This window comes from Nocardioides sp. QY071 (assembly GCF_029961765.1).
Classification (GTDB): Bacteria; Actinomycetota; Actinomycetes; order Propionibacteriales; family Nocardioidaceae; genus Nocardioides.
The window spans coordinates 1,169,446-1,189,078 of record NZ_CP124681.1; the positions used below are offsets into that span (position 1 = coordinate 1,169,446).

Annotated in this window: 16 protein-coding genes; 10 read left to right on the forward strand and 6 right to left on the reverse strand. The window is 71.4% G+C overall.

Features of this window, described 5'->3' with window-relative positions; genetic code table 11:
* Position 1: 1 nt before the first annotated feature.
* From QI633_RS05525 to QI633_RS05555, 7 genes are all read left to right on the forward strand, one after another.
* On the forward strand, positions 2-667 hold the full coding sequence (locus QI633_RS05525) for a DNA alkylation repair protein (RefSeq protein WP_222117904.1): 666 nt from the start codon (positions 2-4) through the stop codon (positions 665-667).
* Positions 668-735: 68 nt separating this feature from the next.
* Positions 736-4,245, forward strand: a complete 3,510-nt coding sequence (locus QI633_RS05530) for an ABC transporter ATP-binding protein (RefSeq protein ID WP_141800052.1) — start codon at positions 736-738, stop codon at positions 4,243-4,245.
* A 164-nt stretch (positions 4,246-4,409) separates the two neighbouring features.
* Positions 4,410-5,639, forward strand: a complete 1,230-nt coding sequence (locus QI633_RS05535) for an MFS transporter (RefSeq protein ID WP_282428362.1) — start codon at positions 4,410-4,412, stop codon at positions 5,637-5,639.
* Between the two features lie 139 nt (positions 5,640-5,778).
* The gene (trpS, locus tag QI633_RS05540; protein ID WP_141800051.1) at positions 5,779-6,867 is read left to right on the forward strand and encodes a tryptophan--tRNA ligase; all 1,089 of its coding nucleotides are present in this window, start codon (positions 5,779-5,781) and stop codon (positions 6,865-6,867) included.
* Complete coding sequence (locus tag QI633_RS05545) at positions 6,867-7,373, forward strand: 2'-5' RNA ligase family protein (RefSeq protein WP_282428363.1); 507 nt, start codon at positions 6,867-6,869, stop codon at positions 7,371-7,373. Before trpS ends, QI633_RS05545 begins: the two co-directional genes overlap by 1 nt.
* A gap of 18 nt (positions 7,374-7,391) precedes the next feature.
* Positions 7,392-8,471, forward strand: a complete 1,080-nt coding sequence (locus tag QI633_RS05550) for a YihY/virulence factor BrkB family protein (protein ID WP_282428364.1) — start codon at positions 7,392-7,394, stop codon at positions 8,469-8,471.
* Complete coding sequence (locus tag QI633_RS05555; RefSeq protein WP_141800049.1) at positions 8,468-8,695, forward strand: hypothetical protein; 228 nt, start codon at positions 8,468-8,470, stop codon at positions 8,693-8,695. Before QI633_RS05550 ends, QI633_RS05555 begins: the two co-directional genes overlap by 4 nt.
* 12 nt (positions 8,696-8,707) lie before the next feature.
* Here QI633_RS05555 and QI633_RS05560 read toward each other — a convergent pair whose 3' ends face one another.
* The 5 genes from QI633_RS05560 to QI633_RS05580 all read right to left on the reverse strand — a co-directional run bounded on the left by QI633_RS05560 (position 8,708) and on the right by QI633_RS05580 (position 14,674).
* Entirely contained in the window at positions 8,708-9,976 is a 1,269-nt protein-coding gene (locus QI633_RS05560) for an adenylate/guanylate cyclase domain-containing protein (RefSeq protein WP_141800048.1), read from the reverse strand.
* A gap of 130 nt (positions 9,977-10,106) precedes the next feature.
* Positions 10,107-10,850: a succinate dehydrogenase/fumarate reductase iron-sulfur subunit gene (locus QI633_RS05565; RefSeq protein ID WP_141800047.1), complete on the reverse strand. Its 744-nt coding sequence runs from the start codon at positions 10,848-10,850 to the stop codon at positions 10,107-10,109.
* Positions 10,847-12,910, reverse strand: coding sequence for a fumarate reductase/succinate dehydrogenase flavoprotein subunit (locus QI633_RS05570; protein WP_141800046.1), 2,064 nt, complete (start codon positions 12,908-12,910; stop codon positions 10,847-10,849). Before QI633_RS05570 ends, QI633_RS05565 begins: the two co-directional genes overlap by 4 nt.
* A 13-nt stretch (positions 12,911-12,923) precedes the next feature.
* A complete protein-coding gene (locus QI633_RS05575; protein WP_141800045.1) occupies positions 12,924-13,688 on the reverse strand; it encodes a succinate dehydrogenase cytochrome b subunit in 765 nt (254 codons plus the stop codon).
* A 50-nt stretch (positions 13,689-13,738) separates the two neighbouring features.
* Positions 13,739-14,674 (reverse strand): Dyp-type peroxidase, encoded by a 936-nt coding sequence (locus QI633_RS05580; RefSeq protein ID WP_282428365.1) that lies wholly within the window; start codon positions 14,672-14,674, stop codon positions 13,739-13,741.
* 117 nt (positions 14,675-14,791) lie between these two features.
* Between QI633_RS05580 and QI633_RS05585 the strand changes: the two genes are divergently transcribed.
* Together QI633_RS05585 and QI633_RS05590 are read left to right on the forward strand one after the other, a co-directional pair.
* On the forward strand, positions 14,792-17,086 hold the full coding sequence (locus QI633_RS05585; RefSeq protein WP_282428366.1) for an FdhF/YdeP family oxidoreductase: 2,295 nt from the start codon (positions 14,792-14,794) through the stop codon (positions 17,084-17,086).
* Positions 17,070-18,062, forward strand: a complete 993-nt coding sequence (locus QI633_RS05590; RefSeq protein WP_282428367.1) for an FUSC family protein — start codon at positions 17,070-17,072, stop codon at positions 18,060-18,062. The genes QI633_RS05585 and QI633_RS05590 overlap by 17 nt, the downstream gene beginning before the upstream one ends.
* Here QI633_RS05590 and QI633_RS05595 read toward each other — a convergent pair.
* Positions 18,052-18,945, reverse strand: a complete 894-nt coding sequence (locus QI633_RS05595) for a LysR family transcriptional regulator (RefSeq protein WP_282428368.1) — start codon at positions 18,943-18,945, stop codon at positions 18,052-18,054. The genes QI633_RS05590 and QI633_RS05595 overlap by 11 nt on opposite strands.
* A 42-nt stretch (positions 18,946-18,987) precedes the next feature.
* Between QI633_RS05595 and QI633_RS05600 the strand changes: the two genes are divergently transcribed.
* Positions 18,988-19,623, forward strand: coding sequence for a DUF1345 domain-containing protein (locus QI633_RS05600; protein ID WP_141800041.1), 636 nt, complete (start codon positions 18,988-18,990; stop codon positions 19,621-19,623).
* The last annotated feature ends 10 nt before the right edge of the window (positions 19,624-19,633 follow it).

Here is a 19,633-nt window from a genome sequence, read left to right on the forward strand (position 1 = left end):
CGTGTCGCTGCCGGCCGCGGTCCGCACCTCGTTGCGGGCCGCGGCCGACGCGTCCCTTGCCCCGGGCCAGCAGGCGTACATGAAGTCGGCGATGCCCTTCCTCGGCGTCCGCGTTCCCGACGTACGCCGCCTGGTTCGCGCCCTCGTGCGCGAGCTCGGCGTCCACGACCCCCTGGAGCTGACGACCGCCGCACGCGAGCTGTGGGACGACGCCACCCACCGCGAGGAGAGGTACGCCGCGGCGGCCCTGGTCGGCCTGCGTCCCCTGCGCGGCGACCTGTCGCTGGTGCCCTTCCACGAACACGTCGCGCGCAGCGGCGCCTGGTGGGACCACGTCGACGAGGCCGCCCACCGGGTCGCCGAGCTGCACGACGCGCACCCGGTCGAGACCGCGCAGGTCGTGCGCCGCTGGTCGACCGACGACGGGTCCTTCTGGGTGCGCCGGCTCGCGATCATCTCCCAGCTCGGCCGCGGGGACCGGGTCGACCTCGACCTGCTGGTTGCGGTGCTGGAGCCCAACCTCGCCGACGGCGAGTTCTTCATCCGCAAGGCGGTCGGGTGGTCGCTGCGGGAGGTCGCGAAGGTGCACCCGGAGTGGGTCCGCGCCTACGCCGCCGGCCACGAGATGAGCCCGCTGAGCCGACGCGAGGCCCTCAAACACCTGTAGCCGGGCCGGGCATTCGCCGCAGTTTATTCGGAGGCGAACTGTCGGCGCCGGAACCTACGCTGGTGCCGATGACCACGACGCTGACCCGCCCCGACGCCCGCGAGCGGCCCGCTGTCGGTGGCGACCCGGCGCGTCGCGTCGACTGGCGCCGCCTGCGCACGCCGGCCGCCGGCTTCGCCGTGGGCGCGGTCGCGCTCGCGGCCCTCGGGCAGGCGCTCGGCACCGTCGTCGCCGGACGGATCGCCGACCACCCGACCGGCACCCTGGTCGGCTGGCTCGCACTGTTCGTCGTGGGGGCCGCGACCGTCGACACCGCCGGCCGGGTCGTGTGGGCGGGCGTGGTCGACCGGGCCGAGGGCCGGCTTCGCGGTGACCTGCTGAGCGCCGCGCTGCAGCAGCCTCTCGAGCACCTCACCGAGCAGGCCGTCGGCGAGGTCCTCGACCGGGTCGACGACGACACCCACGAGGTCGGGACCCTGCTGCGCCAGCAGATCTGGATGGCGATGCGCACCGGCTTCGCCTCGGTCCCGATGTGGCTGGTCGCCGGCTTCACCTGGTGGCCCGCCTTCGTCCTGTTCCCGCTCGTCGGCGCCGTCACGGTCTGGGTGATGCGTCCGGCGCTGGTCGAGATCGCCCGCCGCAAGGTGATCGAGGAGGCCGCCTGGACCGATCACGCCGCGGCACTCGAGGAGGGCGTCGCCGGGCGCGACGACCTGCGCACGAGCCTGGGCCAGGCGTTCGCCGTACGCAGGCTCGCGCAGCTCTCCGCCGACGTCCACGAGAAGTTCCGCCGGGTGCTGATGATCGAGGCCCGGCTGGCGATCAAGGTCGGCCTGCTGCTCCACGGACTGCTCGCCGCGATCGCGGTCTGTGGCGTCGCGCTGGTCAGCGGCGACCACCTCGGCGTCGCGCGACTGGTCACGCTCTTCTTGGTGACGACGATCTTCGTCGGCCAGATCAACAACCTGGCCCACCAGCTGCCCGACATCCAGGCCGGCCTCGGCGCGGTCCTGCGGCTGCGCCAGCTCCTCGCCGTCGAGGCGGAGCCCGAGGGCGGCGAGGCGGTCCCGTCGGGCGCGCTCGACCTGCGCATCCGCCACCTCGACTTCGCCTACAACGAGAGCTCGTTCGCGCTGCGCGACGTCACGCTGTACGTCGAGGAGGGCCACACCCTGGCCCTGGTCGGCCGCACCGGCTCGGGCAAGTCGACCCTCGCCTCGCTGCTCTCGCGGGCCGCGGAGCCGCCGCCCGGCACGATCTTCCTCGGCGGGGCCGACATCACCACGCTCGACCTCCACGAGCTGCGCCGCCGGGTCGGTGTCGTCACCCAGCGCACCGAGATCCTGGCCGGCAGCCTCGCCGACAACATCACGCTGTTCGCCAGCGTCCCGCGCGAGGAGGTCGAGGCGGCCGTCGCCGAGCTCGGCCTCACCGACTGGGTGGCCGGCCTGCCCGACGGCCTCGACACCCTGCTCGGTCCCGGCGGCACCACGCTGTCGGCAGGGGAGGAGCAGCTGGTCGCGTTCGCCCGGCTGCTGGTGCGCCACGTCCAGGTCGTCGTGCTCGACGAGGCGACGGCCCGGATGGACCCGGTCACCGAGGCCCGCGTCGTCGCGGCCGCCGACCGGCTGATCAGCGGCCGCACCGGCATCCTCGTCGCCCACCGGCTCAGCACCATCGAGCGCGCCGAGGCGGTCGCCGTGCTCGACCACGGCACCGTCATCCAGCACGGCCCGCGCGACGAGCTCGCGGTCGCCGACGGACCGTTCCGCCGGCTGCTCGCCGCCAGCGACACCGAGGGCTTCGCCGACGCCGACCTCGACCCGGCCGAGACCGGTACCGCGGTCGGCGGGCGTCGCCGTACCGGAACCCCGCCGGAGCGTCCCGAGGTCGGCTCCGGCTCCTCGTTGGCCCGCGGCACCTGGAACGCCTTCTGGGTCCGCCCGTGGTGGGGCGCCTGGTCGGTGCTGCTGTTCCTCGGCGGCACGATCTTCGCCCCGCTGGGCGCGATCACCGGCTTCGTCTGGGGCAAGGTCGTCGAGCGGCTCGAGGCGGGGGAGTCCGCGACCTCGCTGGTCGTCGTCCTCGTCGTCAGCCTGCTGGTCGCGCCGATCCTGCTCGCCGACGCCTTCCGCCGCTACCCGCGCTGGTGGATCGAGGTCATGCTCCGGGTGCGGATGTCCGTGCTCCTGGGCCAGGTCCGCAGCGAGCGGCTGCCGCGCACGCCTCCCGGCGAGGTGGTCGCGCGCTCCATGGACGCCGACCGCTACGCGAGGTACGCCGACCGCTGGGTCGACTTCGTCAACGGCCTGCTCATCGCCGCGATCACCATGGTCGCCGGTGGCACCTGGCTGGCCGGCGGCGTCCTGCTCGTCGTGATGCTCACCAGCGCGCTCGCGTCCTCGATCGGCCGCCCGATCGCCGGTCGCTCGGCCGCGCGCTCCTCGGCCGCCCGGGCCCGGTTCGGCCGGGCCGTGGTGTCGGCGGTCGAGTCGGCCCGCACGGTCAAGCTCGCGGGTCGCACTCCGCAGGTCCACGCCCACCTGAGCAAGGTCGACGACGGCCGTGTGGAGGCGGCCGTCTTCGAGCACCGCGTGCAGGCCGTCCTCGACGGCGTGCCGATCGTGATGGTGCAGGTCGGCGTCGTCGCGGCCTGGGCGCTCTACCTGTGGGACGTCTGGGGCCTGGCGACCGCGCTGCTCGTCGCGACGGCCGTCAACGGCTTCGACTGGTTCGGCCGGGTCGCCGGCGCCGTGGTCACCGAGGCCCCGGGCGTGCGCGCCTGGCAGCAGGCGACCGCGCGCTTCGCGGGTGGCCGGGACCTGATGGCGATGGCCGACGGGATCGACCTGGTCGCAGGCGAGGCGCCCGAGCCGGCCACGCCGGCGCGGGTCCCGCTGCAGCGGCTGGAGCTGGCCGGCTACACCGCGGTCCACGACGACGGCACGGTCGGCGCCACCGGCATCGACCTGGTCGTCGAGCGCGGCGAGCTGGTGCTGCTCGTTGGCCAGGTCGGCTCTGGCAAGTCCAGCCTGCTCTCCTCGCTGGCCGGCCTGATCGACCACCGCGGCTCGCTGCGCTGGAACGGCCAGGACGTCACCGACCCCGAGACCTTCCTGCGCCCCGGCCAGGTCGGCCACGTCGCCCAGGTGCCGCGGGTGCTCTCGGGCACCTTCGCCGACAACATCCTGCTCGGCCACGACCGACAGATGGCCGGCCCCGTCGAGACCGCCCGGATGGCCGAGGACGTCGCCGACGCCGGCGGCCCCGACGCGGTCATCGGACACCGGGGCGTACGTCTTTCCGGCGGCCAGGTCCAGCGCCTCGCCCTGGCCCGCGCCCTGGCGACCGACGCCGAGCTGCTGCTCGCCGACGACGTGTCCAGCGCGCTCGACGCCGCCACCGAGATCGAGCTGTGGGCGGCGCTGCGCGAGCGGCACACCACGGTGATCGGGGCGACCTCCAAGCGCGCCGCGCTCGCCCAGGCCGACCGCGTCGTCGTCCTCGTCGACGGCGAGGTCGCCGCAGTCGGGCCGTGGTCGTCGCTGGCCGGCGACTGGGGTCACCTCGCCGGCTGAGCCCGGGGCGTGGTCGGCGTTCTCTCGGTTCAACTACCGGATTTGTCGTGAGATGCCGCGATCGGCCGCGAATTCGGTAGTTGAACCGGTTCGGGCCGGCGACGTGGAGCCCAGACATCCGACGTCCCGGAATACGCCGGGCTGTCGCCCGGTTAGCATCCCCCGTGACCTCCTCGCCGACGACGACCTCGACCGAGGGGCGCCCCGAGGTGTCCCATCACCGACCCGCGCTGGCGATCCTGGCGCTCGCGGTCGGCGGGTTCACCATCGGCACCACCGAGTTCATGACGATGGGCGTGCTGCCCGAGATCGCCCACGGCGTCGAGGTGTCCGTGCCGGACGCGGGTCACGTGATCTCGGCGTACGCGCTCGGCGTGGTGGTCGGCGTACCGATCCTCGCCTTCTTCGGTGCCGCCTTGCCGCGCCGCGCCATGCTCGTGGGACTGATGGCCGCGTACGCCGCCTTCAACCTGCTCAGCGCGGCCGCACCCGGCTACGAGGTGCTCACGGTGGCCCGCTTCCTCGACGGGCTTCCCCACGGCGCCTACTTCGGCGTCGCCAGCCTGGTCGCGGCGAGCCTGGTCGCGCCCGAGCGGCGCGGGCGGGCGGTCGCGAGCGTCATGCTCGGGCTGTCGGTCGCCAATGTCGTCGGCGTCCCGCTGGCCACCTTCCTCGGCCAGCAGGTCGGCTGGCGCTCGACGTACCTGCTCGGCGGCCTGCTTGCCCTGGTCACCGTCGCGATGGTGCTCGCCGCGGTGCCGTCGGTGCCGGGGGACTCCGGGGCGAGCGGGCGCAAGGAGGCCCGCGAGTTCTTCGGCAGCCTCCAGGTGTGGCTGACCATGGCGGTCGGCGCCGTCGGGTTCGGCGGCATGTTCGCCGTCTACTCCTACATCGCCAAGACGGTCACCGTCGTCGGCGGCCTCGAGCGCGGCACGGTCCCGTTCTTCGTGCTGGCTCTGGGCCTCGGCATGGTCGCCGGCACCTGGCTCGCCGGCGAGCTCGCCGCGTGGTCGGTCTACCGCAGCCTGCTGCTGTCCGGCGTCGCCGGCATCGTGCTGATGCTCGTCTACTACGCCGCCGCGCCCCACGGCTGGGTGCTGCTGCCCGTCGCCTTCCTCGTCACCGCGACCGGATCCGTGCTCGTCGTCAACCTGCAGCTGCGGCTGATGGACGTCGCGGGCGACGCGGTCACCCTCGGCGCCGCGATGAACCACGCCGCCCTCAACATCGCCAACGCGCTCGGCGCCTGGCTCGGCGGACTGGTCATCGCCGGTGGTCATGGCTACCGCGCGCCGGCCCTCGTCGGCGCCGGCCTCGCCGCCGTCGGTACGGCGATCCTGGTCGCCTCGGCCGTCGTCCACCGCCGCCAAGGCGTCACTGCGGTCCGTGTCTGAGCTCGATGTGCCGCGCCCCATACGAATTGGCGCCTGATCGCCCCGATCTGCGACCAAACCGCATGGGGCGCGGTCAACCGGAGTCCGCCGCGGGCGGGGGCTTTACGAGGAGCTCAACCGGCCTGAGAGAATCCCTCCCATGTCCGCCACCACCGAGCACTCGCCCGTGCCGGAGACCGCGCAGCCGGCCGCGCCCGAGGGAGCCGCGCGACCGCGCGTGCTGTCCGGCATCCAGCCGACCGCCGACTCCTTCCACCTCGGCAACTACATGGGTGCGTTGCGGCAGTGGGTGGACCTGCAGCGCGACCACCAGCCGTTCTTCTTCATCGCCGACCAGCACGCGATCACGACCGACTGGGACCCGAAGCTGCTGCGCGAGCGCACCCTGCGCAGCGCGGCCCAGCTGCTCGCGGCGGGCGTCGAGCCCGAGAAGTCGGCGATCTTCGTGCAGAGCCACGTGCCGGCACACGCCCAGCTGGGGTGGGTGCTCAACGGCCTGACCGGGTTCGGCGAGGCGCGGCGGATGACCCAGTTCAAGGACAAGTCGGCCAAGGGCGGCGAGGGCGCAGCGAGCGTCGGCCTGTTCGCGTACCCGATCCTGATGGCCGCCGACATCCTGCTCTACCGGCCCCACTACGTGCCGGTCGGTGAGGACCAGCGCCAGCACCTCGAGCTGACCCGTGACCTCGCGCAGCGGTTCAACAGCCGGTTCAAGAAGACCTTCCGGCTGCCGGAGCCCTACATCCTCAAGGCGACCGCGAAGATCTACGACCTGCAGGAGCCGACGAAGAAGATGTCGAAGTCGGGCTCCGGCCCCAACGGCATCATCGAGATGCTCGAGGACCCGGCCCGCTCGGCGAAGAAGATCCGCTCGGCGGTCACCGACTCCGGCACCGAGATCCGCTTCGACCAGGAGGAGAAGCCGGGCGTCAGCAACCTGCTGACCATCTACTCGGCGCTGACCGGCGAGAGCATCCAGGCCCTCGAGGAGCAGTACGCCGGCAAGATGTACGGCGACCTCAAGAAGGACCTCGCCGAGGTGGTGGTCGGGTTCGTGACCCCGTTCCGGGACCGCACCCTCGAGCTCCTCGACAACCAGGACCACCTCATGCAGGTGCTCGCCCAGGGCGCCGAGACCGCCAACGCGGTCGCGGAGAGCACACTGCGCGACGTCTACCAGCGGATCGGGTTCGTGGCACCGGTGGAGCGTCGTACGGAGGCCGGCTGATGCCGGTGATCGGTGTCGCCGTCGCCATCCCCGAGCCCTGGGCCACCGAGCTGGTCGACTACCGGCTCCGCATCGGTGACCCCACCGCCGAGGGCGTGCCGAGCCACATCACGCTCATCCCGCCCACCGAGCTGCCGGGCGGGCTCGACGAGATCGAGGCCCACCTGGCCACGGCGGCGACCGAGGTCGCGCCGTTCCGGGTGCACCTGCGCGGAACGGGTACCTTCCGGCCCGTGTCGCCCGTGGTCTTCGTCAGCCTCGCCGAGGGAATCTCCCAGTGCGAGCAGCTGGCGGACGCCGTACGACGGGGGCCGCTCTCCGTCGACCTGGACTACCCGTACCACCCGCACGTCACCGTCGCCCACCACCTCGACGACCCGACCCTGGACCGGGCCTTCGACGACCTGGCCGGCTTCGACTGCGCGTTCGACGTCACCGACTTCCACCTGTACGTGCACCACGAGCAGGAGGGCTGGCGCTCGACCCGCACCTTCCCGCTCGGCTGACCCGGACCGGAGGCTCCCATGAAGCTCGTCGAACGTGTCAAGGCGAAGGTCACCGAGCTCCGTGACCGGTGGCCACTGGTCGACCATGCCGTGCGCACCCAGGAGCACTACAGCGCCGTGCAGGGCAGTCAGCAGGCAGGTGGCGTCACGTACTTCGGCTTCCTGTCCGTCTTCCCGATCCTGGCCCTGGCCTTCTTCGTGGTCGGCTGGATCGCCCACGTCTACCCCGACGCCCAGGACACCCTCGTCAAGGCCATCGACGAGGTGCTGCCCGGCCTGGTCGGCAGCGGCGACGGGCAGGTCGACCTCACCGACATCCAGGATGCCGCCGGGACGGTGGGGGTCATCGGCCTGGTCGGTGTGCTGTACGCCGGGCTGGGTTGGCTGTCCTCGGTCCAGTCGGCGCTGACCGTGCTCTTCGAGATGCCCACCCGGCTGCGCCCGAACTTCGTCATCGGCAAGGTGCGCGACCTGGTCACCCTCGCCGTTCTCGGCGCGGTGCTGTTCACCAGCGTGATCGCCTCCGCGGTCCTCACCCGTTTCTCCCGCGCCCTGCTCGACATGGTCGGGATCGGCGCGCGGCTCGGCTGGCTGGTGGCCGTGCTCGCGGTGCTGCTCGGCCTGGCCGCCTCGGCCGTGCTCTTCTTCATGATGTTCCGGCTGCTGGTGCGCCCGTCGATTCCGGACCGGGCGCTCTGGTCGGGCGCCGTGCTGGGCGCGCTCGGCTTCGAGGTGCTCAAGCAGCTGTCCGGGCTGTTGCTCACCAGCACCCGCGGCCAGCCGGCCTTCCAGGCCTTCGGCATCGCGCTGATCCTGCTGGTGTGGATCAACTACTTCTCGCGGGTGATCCTGTACGCCGCCGCCTGGGCCCAGACCAGCCCGTTGGCCGAGCGCCCGCCGGCGCCGGTCCCCGCCGCCGCGGCGATCGCGGCTGCCAACTCGCCCCGCGCGACTGACACCGCCGAGGCCGCCGACGGCGGCGAGGCCCCCGGCCCGCGAGCGCCGAGCCTGCTCGCGTTCGCCGCCGGCGGCGTCGCGGGGGCGCTGGTCGCCCGGGTGGGTCGTCGTACCCCACGGTCTGGGAGAATGAGCAGGTGAAGTTCGAGCGCAAGCACGCCATCCTGCTCCTCGCCGTCGCGGCCTGGAACGTCTTCTCCTTCGGCAACTTCGCCAAGAACCTCTACCACGCGTACGACGCGGGGGAGGACCGCGCGACCGGCTACTGGGTGGCCCACACCGTGCTGATCGTTGTGAACTTCGTGATCGCCGGCCTCCTCGGCTCGCTGGGCTGGAAGGCGCTGCGCGCCTCGAAGGACGGCTGAGCCCGGACGGCCTCAGGCGAAGGCACCCAGCAGGAAGTACGTCGTCATCGGGCCCTTGCCCTTGACGTCGATCACCTGCGGGTCGCTGAACATGTAGCGGTCCTCCAGCAGCGCGTGGGTCGCCGCGGAGACCTGGATCCGGTGCGGCCGGCCGTGGGACTCCATCCGGCTTGCGGTGTTGACCGTGTCGCCCCACAGGTCGTAGGTGAACTTGCGCTGTCCGATCACGCCCGCGACGACAGGTCCGGACGCGATCCCGATCCGCATCGCGATCGGGCTCGGCCACGACGGTGAGAGCCGGGTCAGCGTGCGCTGCATGTCGAGCGCGAGCTCGGCGAGCGACGCGGCGTGGTTCTCGTCGGGCACCGGCAGCCCGGCGACGGCCATGTAAGCGTCGCCGACGGTCTTGATCTTCTCGATGCCGCGGAGGTCGCACAGTGCGTCGAACTCCCGGAACATCGTGTCCAGCAGGACCACCAGCTCCTCGGCGCTCAGCGCCTCCGAGACCGGCGTGAAGCCGACGATGTCGGAGAACAGCACGCTGACGTCGGGTGCCGAGTCGGCGATCGCGCCGCGCTCGGTGCGCAGCCGCTGGGCGATCGGCACCGGGAGCACGTTGAACAGCAGCTCCTCGGAGCGGGCACGCTCCAGCTCGACCTCGCGCTGCCGCTCGAAGGCCGTGCGCCGCAGCCGCTCGAGCGCGTAGCCGACGATGACAGCGATCGTGCTCAGCCCGATGGTCGGCGCGATGATCGTCTCGAGCTGGTCGGACCCGCGGGGGAGCGTGAGGCTGACGACGGCGTAGATCGCGACGGCCGCCATCGTGGCGTGCATCCGCAGCCGCAGCAGCCCGATCGCGCCGATCAGGGTCACCGTCCCGGAGGTGTGGACGTACGTCGCGGGCAGGTCCGCCGTACGCGCCAGGACGCTGCCGAGCAGCACCATGACGAACCCGGCCAGGAGCACCGAGCACAGCTGGAGGTGGCGGGCCACGAAGGACGCCCGGCGCACGAGCACGGCGGCCGCCAGCAGGGCGGGGGTGGCCACGGCGAAGCGGACCACCGCGGCAGCCCCGGCATCGCCGGAGCCGACCACGAGGAAGTCGATGCCGCCGTAGACGACGACGAAGAAGACGGCAACCCACACGGCGATCCGGGCCTGGCGCTGGCCGGCCGCGTCGTCGTACGCACGGAACTCGCGCTCGGCGTCCGGCTGGTCGAACTCGAGCATCCAGCGCCCCATGTGCAGCGCGTGCCGCTCCTGCAGCCACCTGACCCCCACAGCCGAATCGTGCCAGCCCCGCCGACCCGGCGCCTGGTGACCCGAAAAACACGCCGACCCGGCAGAAAGTGGTCTCCTCGGAGACACTCTCTGCCGGGTCGGCGCGGATCCGACGCCAGTTGGAGCCGGGTCAGTGACCGTTCTTCAGCGCGGTGCGCAGGTCCTTGTTGAGCTGGGAGATCACGTCGAGCGGGATCTCCTTCGGGCACGCCGCGGCGCACTCACCGATGTTGGTGCAGCCACCGAAGCCCTCGTGGTCGTGCTGGCCGACCATGTCGACCACGCGCGACCAGCGCTCCGGCTGGCCCTGCGGCAGCTCGCCGAGGTGGGTGATCTTGGCACCCAGGAACAGCGAGGCGGAGCCGTTGGGGCACGCGGCGACGCAACCGCCACAGCCGATGCAGGTCGCGACGTTGAACGCCCGCATCGCCTTGTCGCGCGGCGCCGGCACCGAGTTGGCCTCGGGGGCCGAGCCGGTGTTGGCCGAGATGTAGCCGCCGGCCTGGATGATCCGGTCGAACGCCGAGCGGTCGACGACCAGGTCCTTGAGCACCGGGAACGGCTCGGCACGCCACGGCTCGATGGTGATCGTGTCGCCGTCGTTGAACGAGCGCATGTGCAGCTGGCAGGTCGTGGTGACCTCCGGGCCGTGCGCCTGGCCGTTGATCATCAGCGAGCACATGCCGCAGATGCCCTCACGACAGTCGCTGTCGAACGCGACCGGCTCCTCGCCGCTGGTGACGAGCTGCTCGTTGAGCAGGTCGAGCATCTCCAGGAAGGACATGTCGGAGGAGACGCCGTCGAGCTCGTAGGTGTGCATCGCACCCTTGGCGGCGGCGTTCTCCTGACGCCAGACCTTGAGCGTGACCTTCACTTGTAGCTCCTCTGCTTGAGCTCGATAGCGGTGTAGATGAGGTCTTCCTTGTGCAGGACCGGCTTGCCGCCCTCGTTGGAGTCGCCGCCCCACTCCCAGGCCGCGACGTACGCGAACTCGTCGTCGTGGCGCAGCGCCTCGCCGTCCTCGGTCTGCGACTCGGCACGGAAGTGGCCGCCGCAGGACTCGCGGCGGTTGAGCGCGTCGATGCACATGAGCTCGCCGAGCTCGATGAAGTCGGCGACGCGGTTGGCCTTCTCGAGGTCCTGGTTGAGCGAGTCGGGGGAGCCGAGCACGCGCACGTTGGTCCAGAACTCCTTGCGGAGCGCCTTGATCTTCTCGATCGCGAGCTTGAGGCCCTCCTCGGTGCGCTCCATGCCGCAGTACTCCCACATGATGGAGCCGAGCTCCTTGTGGATCGACTCGACCGAGCGGCTGCCGTTGATCGACATCAGCTTGGCGACGCGCTCGTTGACGGCGTCCAGCGCGGCCTTGACCTCGGGGTGGCTGTCGTCGATCTTCTCGAACGGGCCGTCGGCGAGGTACTCGCGGATGGTGTTCGGAAGCACGAAGTAGCCGTCGGCGAGGCCCTGCATCAGCGCCGAGGCGCCGAGGCGGTTGGCGCCGTGGTCGGAGAAGTTTGCCTCTCCGGTCACGAACAGGCCGTCGATGTTGGAGCGGAGCTCGTAGTCGACCCACAGGCCGCCCATGACGTAGTGCACGGCGGGGTAGATGCGCATCGGCACCTCGTAGGGGTTCTCGCCCGTGATCCGCTCGTACATGTCGAGGAGGTTGTCGTACTTCTCCTCGACGCCGTCCTTGCCGAGGCGCTTGATCGCGTCGGCGAAGTCGAGGTAGACGCCGCGGCGGACCATCTTGGTGGTGCCGTCGGGCTGCTGCTCCTCGATCGCGGGACCGACGCCGCGACCCTCGTCGCACATGTACTTGGCCGCACGCGACGCGATGTCACGGGGGACCAGGTTGCCGAACGACGGGTAGATGCGCTCGAGGTAGTAGTCGCGGTCCTCCTCGGGGATGTCGCGCGGGTCCTTCTCGCAGTCCTCGACCTTCTTCGGCACCCAGATCCGGCCGTCGTTGCGCAGCGACTCGGACATCAGGGTCAGCTTCGACTGGTGCGCGCCCGAGATCGGGATGCAGGTCGGGTGGATCTGCGTGTAGCAGGGGTTGGCCATGTAGGCGCCCTTGCGGTGCGCACGCCACGCCGCCATCACGTTCGAGCCCATCGCGTTGGTCGACAGGTAGAAGACGTTGCCGTAGCCGCCGGAGGCGAGCACGACGACGTCGGCGAGGTGGGTCTCGATGTCGCCGGTGACCATGTCGCGGGCGACGATGCCGCGGGCCTTGCCGTCGATGACGATCAGGTCGAGCATCTCGTGGCGGGTGAACTGCTCGACGGTGCCGGCCGCGACCTGGCGCTCCATGGCCTGGTAGGCGCCGATGAGCAGCTGCTGGCCCGTCTGGCCGCGGGCGTAGAACGTGCGGGAGACCTGCACGCCACCGAACGAGCGGTTGTCGAGGAGGCCGCCGTACTCGCGGGCGAACGGGACGCCCTGCGCGACGCACTGGTCGATGATGTTGGCCGAGACCTCGGCGAGGCGGTAGACGTTCGACTCGCGCGAGCGGTAGTCGCCGCCCTTCACGGTGTCGTAGAAGAGGCGGTACGTCGAGTCGCCGTCCTCGCGGTAGTTCTTGGCCGCGTTGATGCCACCCTGGGCGGCGATCGAGTGCGCCCGGCGCGGGGAGTCCTGGTAGCAGAACGACTTCACGTTGTAGCCGGCCTCGCCGAGCGTGGCGGCGGCGGCGCCACCGGCGAGGCCGGTGCCGACGATGATGATGTCGAGCTTGCGGCGGTTGGCCGGGTTGACCAGGCGGTTCTCGAACTTGCGGGTCGTCCAGCGCTCGGCGATCGGGCCGGTGGGCGCGTGGGTGTCGACGATCTTCTCGCCGAGCTCGTAGAAGCCCGCGGCGTCGTCGGAGGTCTGGACCGACGGCTGGTTGGTCTCGGTCAGACCGGGGAGGTAGTGGGTTCCTGCAGCCATGTTCGTTGGCCCCTTACTTCTCGATGATGCCGACGAGCACGGACAGCGGGACCAGCGAGAAGCCGCCGGCGACGACGATGGCGACGACCCAGCCGGCCGCGCGGGCGCGGGCCCGCGACGTGGCCGAGTTGGTGAAGCCCAGCGTCTGCAGCGAGCTGAACGTGCCGTGGTGCAGGTGGAGGCCGAGGGCGACCATCGCCAGCAGGTAGATGATCGTCATCCACCACAGGTCGAAGGTGTCGACGACCAGGGAGTACGGGTCGTGGCCGCCGGTGTCGCCGTTGCTCGGGTTGATCTTGACGATCGTGAAGTTGAGCAGGTGCCAGACGATGAAGACGAGGATCGTGACGCCGCCCCAGCGCATGGTGCGCGAGGAGATCGACGAGCCGACGTTCTTCTTGGCGACGTACTTCACCGGGCGGGCCTTGGCGGCGCGGCTGGCGAGGATCGCCGCGCACGCGATGTGGACGATGACGGCGACGATGAGGCCGACGCGCATGATCCACAGGAAGCCCTCGTGGGGGAGCATCGGCTCCCCGAGCTCACGCAGGTGCTCGGCGTAGTGGTTGAACGCCTCCCGCCCTGAGAAGGCCTTGAGGTTGCCGTACATGTGTCCCAGCACGAAGCCGATGAACAGCAGGCCACTCACAGCCATGAGCAATTTCAGGGCGATGGTCGTGCGTGCTGCACGACTGCCCTTCACCAGTTGAGGACGCGTCGTCGATGCCACGGGGGGCCACGCTACTCCCGCTACTGACCAGTAGGTGACCGGGATCATGTGAGATATGCACGTAAGGCAAGCCTTACCCGCGGCGTGTCTTGGCAGAACTAGCCGGTGATGTCGTCCAGGAAGTCGCTCGTCGGGACGAAGAAGAGGGTGCCGGTGACGGCGGTCGAGAAGTCGAGGATCCGGTCGTGGTTGCCGGGCGGGCGGCCGACGAACATGTTCGTCAGCATCAGCTCGGTGACGCCGGGGTCGTTGGCGTAGCCGATGAAGTAGGTGCCGAACTCGGCTGCGCCGACCCGGCCGAAGGGCATGTTGTCGCGCAGGATCGCGCGCTCGGTGCCGTCCGCGTCGACGATGGTGTTGAGGGCGACGTGGGAGTTGGCCGGCTTCACGTCGTCGGCCATCTCCACGTCGGAGAGCTTGGAGCGGCCGATCGCGCGCTCCTGGTCCTCGACGGACAGGGCGCCCCAGGCGGTCAGGTCGTGCAGGTACTTCTGGGTGATGACGTAGCTCCCGCCGGCGTACGTCGGGTCCTCGTCGCCGATCAGCACGGCGGCGTCCTTCTCGGGACCCTCGGGGTTCTCGGTGCCGTCGACGAAGCCGAGCATGTCGCGCTGGTCGAACGAGCGGAAGCCGTGCACCTCGTCGACGACCTTCCCCACGCCGGCCAGCCGGTCGGTGAGGTGCTGGGCGAGCTCGAAGCACAGGTCCATCCGGTGTGCCCGCAGGTGGAAGAAGAGGTCGCCGGGTGTGGCCGGGGCGTGGTGGCGCTCGCCGGTGACCTCGCGGAACGGGTGCAGGTGGGCCGGCCGCGGGGCGGTGAGCAGCCGGTCCCAGGCCTCGGCGCCGATCCCGACGACACAGGTCAGCTCGCCCTCGGGGATCCGGAAGCCGACCGAGCGGCGCAGGCCGCTGACGTCGGCGAGGAGCTGGCGCACGGTCACGGCGCCGGCCTCCCCGGTGCCGGGGTCGAGGGTGAGTGTCAGGAAGATCGCGGACTCGGTCAGCGGTGCGAGGACTGCTTGAGGAGTGGGCACCCGTCGATCCTCGTGGAAGCAGTCCCTGTCGACCAGAGGGAGGACGATCACCGTTGTTTATCAAGCCATGGCGGAATGATGTTTGACGGAGCCGGGGAGGCGCGGGACCCTGCAAGGGTGAGCAAGACGCGGCCGGACGCTGACCCCCAGGACGACCTCAGGGTCACCCCGCCGAAGACGTACGCCGCCGGTGTCCCTGCCGTCGCGCACGCGATGGACTACTCCCTGGCCCAGGCCGGGCCGAAGCGCACCATGCTCACCCTGCTCAGCCTCAACCAGGCCGAGGGCATCGACTGCCCGGGCTGCGCGTGGCCGGACCCCAAGCACCGGCACAAGAACGAGTACTGCGAGAACGGCGCCAAGCACGTCAACGACGAGGCGACCACCCGGCGGGTGACCCGCGAGTTCTTCGCCGAGCACTCCGTCGCCGAGCTCGACACGAAGTCGGACATGTGGCTCAACCACCAGGGCCGGCTGACCGAGCCGATGGTGAAGCGTCCCGGTGCGACCCACTACGAGCCGATCAGCTGGGATGACGCGCTCGGCCTGGTCGCCGACGAGCTCAACGCCCTGGCCTCGCCCGACGAGGCGATGTTCTACACCTCGGGCCGGCTCAACAACGAGGCCGCGTTCCTGCTCCAGCTGTTCTCCCGTGCCTACGGCACCAACAACCTGCCCGACTGCTCGAACATGTGCCACGAGTCGAGCGGATCCGGCCTGGGGGAGACCCTCGGAATCGGCAAGGGCAGCGTCTCGCTCGACGACATCCACGAGTCCGACCTGGTCTTCGTCGTCGGCCAGAACCCCGGCACCAACCACCCGCGGATGCTCTCGGCCCTCGAGGAGACCAAGCGCAACGGCGGTCGCGTGATCGCGGTCAACCCGCTGCCCGAGGCCGGCCTGATCCGGTTCAAGAACCCGCAGAAGCCCAGCGGCGTCATCGGCAGGGGTACGCCGATCGCCGACGTCTTCGTGAAGATCCGCCCCGGCGGCGACCTGGCGCTCTTCCAGATGCTCAACCGGCTGCTGCTCGAGGCCGAGGACGCCGCACCCGGCACCGTGCTGGACCACGACTACATCGCGGCCCACACGACCGGCTTCGAGGAGTTCGCGGCCCACACCCGCGCGGTCACCTGGGAGCACGTGCTCGAGGCGACCGGACTGACCCGTGAGGAGATCGAGGGCGTCCACCGCGAGGTGCTCGCCGCCGGCAAGGTCATCGTGTGCTGGGCGATGGGCCTGACCCAGCACAGGCACGGCGTCCCCACCATCCGAGAGCTGGTCAGCTTCCTGCTGCTGCGTGGCAACCTGGGCCGCCCCGGCGCCGGAGTCTGCCCGGTGCGCGGGCACAGCAACGTCCAGGGCGACCGGACCATGGGCATCTGGGAGCGGGTGCCCGACAGCTTCCTCGACGCGCTGGGCACCGAGTTCTCCTTCGAGCCGCCGCGCCACCACGGCTTCGACTCGGTCGAGGGCGTCCGAGCGATGCGCGACGGCCGGGCCAGGGTCTTCGTCGGCGTGGCCGGCAACTTCGTGCGCGCCATGTCCGACAGCGACGTCACGGAGGCCGCCCTGCGCTCGTGCCGGCTGACCGTGCAGATCTCCACCAAGCTCAACCGCTCCCACACGGTGTGCGGCGAGACCGCGCTGATCCTGCCGACGCTGGGGCGCAGCGACCGCGACGTCCAGGCCACCGGCGAGCAGTTCGTGACCGTCGAGGACTCGATGAGCGAGGTGCACCAGTCCCGCGGCCGGCTCGACCCCGCCTCGCCCGACCTGCTCAGCGAGGTCGCGATCATCACCCGGCTGGCCCGGCGCACCCTCGGTGAGGGCGGCGCCATCCCGTGGGAGGACTTCGAGGCCGACTACGCCCTGGTCCGCGACCGGATCGCCCGCGTCGTGCCCGGCTTCGACGACTTCAACGCCCGGGTCGCCGTACCCGGCGGCTTCCGGCTGCCCAACCCGGTCAACGAGGGCCGCTTCCCGACGCCCAGCGGCAAGGCGGTCTTCACCTGCAACGACCTCGACATGATCGCCGCGCCGCCGGGCCACCTGGTGCTGCAGAGCCTGCGCTCGCACGACCAGTGGAACACCATCCCCTACGCCATGAACGACCGCTACCGCGGCATCCACGACGCCCGCCGGATCGTGATGGTCAACCCCGACGACATCGCCGAGCTCGGCCTGGCCGATCGCGACCTGGTCGACATCGTGAGCATCTGGACCGACGGCAGCGAGCGGCGCGCCGAGGGCTTCCGGGTCGTCGCCTATCCGGCGGCGCGCGGCTCGGCGGCGTCCTACTACCCCGAGACCAACGTGCTCGTCCCGCTGGACAGCGTGGCGGAGGTCAGCAACACGCCCACGTCGAAGGGCGTGATCGTGCGGTTGGAGCGCGTTGCCGGCTCCAGCTGACCGGCGCCACGCGGCGCGGGTCGCGCTGGGACTGCTCGTCCCCGGCCTCGTCCTGCTCGCGCTGGGGCGCCCCGAGCTGGTGATGTACGCCGCCTTCGGGTCGTTCGCCGGAATGTACGGCCGCCTGGAGGGGCGCGCGGAGCGGCTGCGGCACCAGTTCCACGGCGCCGGGATGCTGGTCACCGGCGTCGGCCTCGGCGCGCTGCTCTCGGCGAGCGGCGCCGGGCCGGCCGTGCTGGTCGCCGCCGTCACCGCGTTCGCGACCCTCGGCTCGCTCGTGACCGACGGCCTCGGCCTGCGCCCCGGCGGCCCGTTCTTCGGCATCTTCGCGCTCGGCGCGACGGCGTCGGTGAGTGCCGACCTGGTCAGCCCGGTCGGCGCGGTCCTCATCTGCGCCGGTACGGCGGCCTGGTGCCTGGCCCTCGGCGTCGCCGACCGTGCGGAGCGGCCGGCGCCCGCCCGGCGTCCCGACGGCCTGCCCGTGGGCGCCGTGCGGCAGGCCGGTCGCTACCTGCTGGCGACCGCGGTGGCCGGCGTCGTGGGCATCGGCCTGGGCATCGACCACGCGAACTGGGCGATGACGGCGGCCGCCGTACCACTGGCGATCGTGACGGCGGGGGAGACGCCGGACCTGGGCGCGGTGCTCGACCGTGCCGCGCACCGGATCGCGGGCACCTTCGCCGGCCTCGTCGTCACCGCGGTCGTGCTGCTTCCGGAGCCGCGGCCGGAGGTCCTCGCCGTCGTGGTGGTCGTGCTGCTGTTCCCGACCGAGCTCTTCATGGCCCGGCACTACGGGCTGGCGCTGGGCTTCTTCACGCCGCTGATCATGATCATGACGGAGCTGGCGGCGCCCTCGGACCCGGTCGACCTGCTGCTCGCCCGCGGTGTCGACACCGTGATCGGCGTCGCCGCCGGGGTCGCGGCCGCGGCGCTCGTGCGAGGGCATCGGGCCGCGCCGCAGCCGGTCACGGGCTGAACAGCTTGAGCGCGCGGGCGGTGTCGACCAGGGCCCGGGCCAGCAGCGACTCCGGCCCGTGGCCGGCCAGCACCAGCCCGACCTGGTGGGTACGACGCGGCTTCGGCAGCGGGATCGCGCGCAGCCCCTCGGGCACCCCGAAGGTCGGCAGCCAGGCATGCGGCACCACGCTCGACAGGCCCATCGACGCGACGTGCGCGTAGACCGCCGAGACCGTGTCGGTCTCGACCACGACATTGCTGTCGACGCCGGTGTCGGCGAGGTGGCCGTCGATGATCCGGCGGTTCTGCATGTCTCCGGTCAGCAGGCACAGCGGCGAGCGGGCGGCGTCGAGCCAGGTCACCGCCTCCGCGGCGCCGTGCTCGCCGTCGGTCGGGGTCAGGAACAGGTAGCGCTCGCGGTAGAGCGGGACGACGCGCACCCGGCCGAGGGGCTCGCCGTCGACGTACGTCATCCCGACGTCGATGTCGAAGTCGTTGAGGCGGCGCACGATGTCGCGCGAGGACATCGACAGCAACAGGAAGGTCGTCAACGGGTGCCGCTCGCGCATCGGGGTGGTGAGCAGCGACGCGACGCTCAGCGCCGTCGGGATCGCGCCCATCCGCAGGGTGCCGGTCAGGCCGCCGCGCATCGAGGCGATCGTCTGGTCCAGCGACTCCCGCTCGGCCAGCATCCGCTGGGCCCAGTGCAGGACCTGCACGCCCTCGGACGTGAACCCCTCGAACCGCTGGGCCCGCTTGACGATCTGGACGCCGAGCTCCTGCTCGAGCTTGCGGATCCCGGCGGACAGCGCCGGCTGGGTCACGTGGCAGGCCTCCGCAGCCCGGCCGAAGTGGCCCTCACGCGCCAGCGCGGCGAGGTACTCCAAGCGGCGCAGCAGCATGGCGGTCACCCTACGGCCCGGCCGCGCCCTTGTGTCGGGCGTGTGAAGCGCCCGCCCCTGATCGCCACCGCGTGGCCGCGGCTGCTGTCGGCGGTCGGCGCCGGCGCCGTGGCCGCCCTCCTCGGCTCGCTGGTGGAGGCCCAGCTCGCCGTACTGCTGGCGATCGCCGTCGCCGGTGCGGTCTACGTCGTGTTCGGCTGGGTCGTGCTGTGGCCGATGGACGCCGACGCGACGCGGGTCAACGCGACCCACGAGGACCTCACGCCCGGTGTCGACGAGGTCGTGGTCGGCGCGGCCGCGCTCGGCGGTCTCGGCGGCGTGGTCGCGTTGCTGCTCGTCGGCGGCAGCACGGTCGCCGGACGAGCAGACGCCGCCGTGGCGCTGGGCGGGGTGTTCGCGGCCTGGGCGTCGCTGCACCTGATGTACGCGACCCGGTACGCCCACCTCTACTACTCCGACACTCCGGGCGGGATCGACTTCAACAGCACCGAGCCGCCGGCGTTCCGGGACTTCCTCTACTTCAGCTACAACCTCGGCATGACCTACCAGGTCTCCGACACGGCCGTGCAGAACGGCGCGATCCGCGCGGTGGTGCTGCGGCACTGCCTGGCGTCGTACGTCTTCGGGGCGGCGATCATCGCGACCACCATCAACCTGGTCGTCGGGATCGTGGCCTGAGCCCGCATAC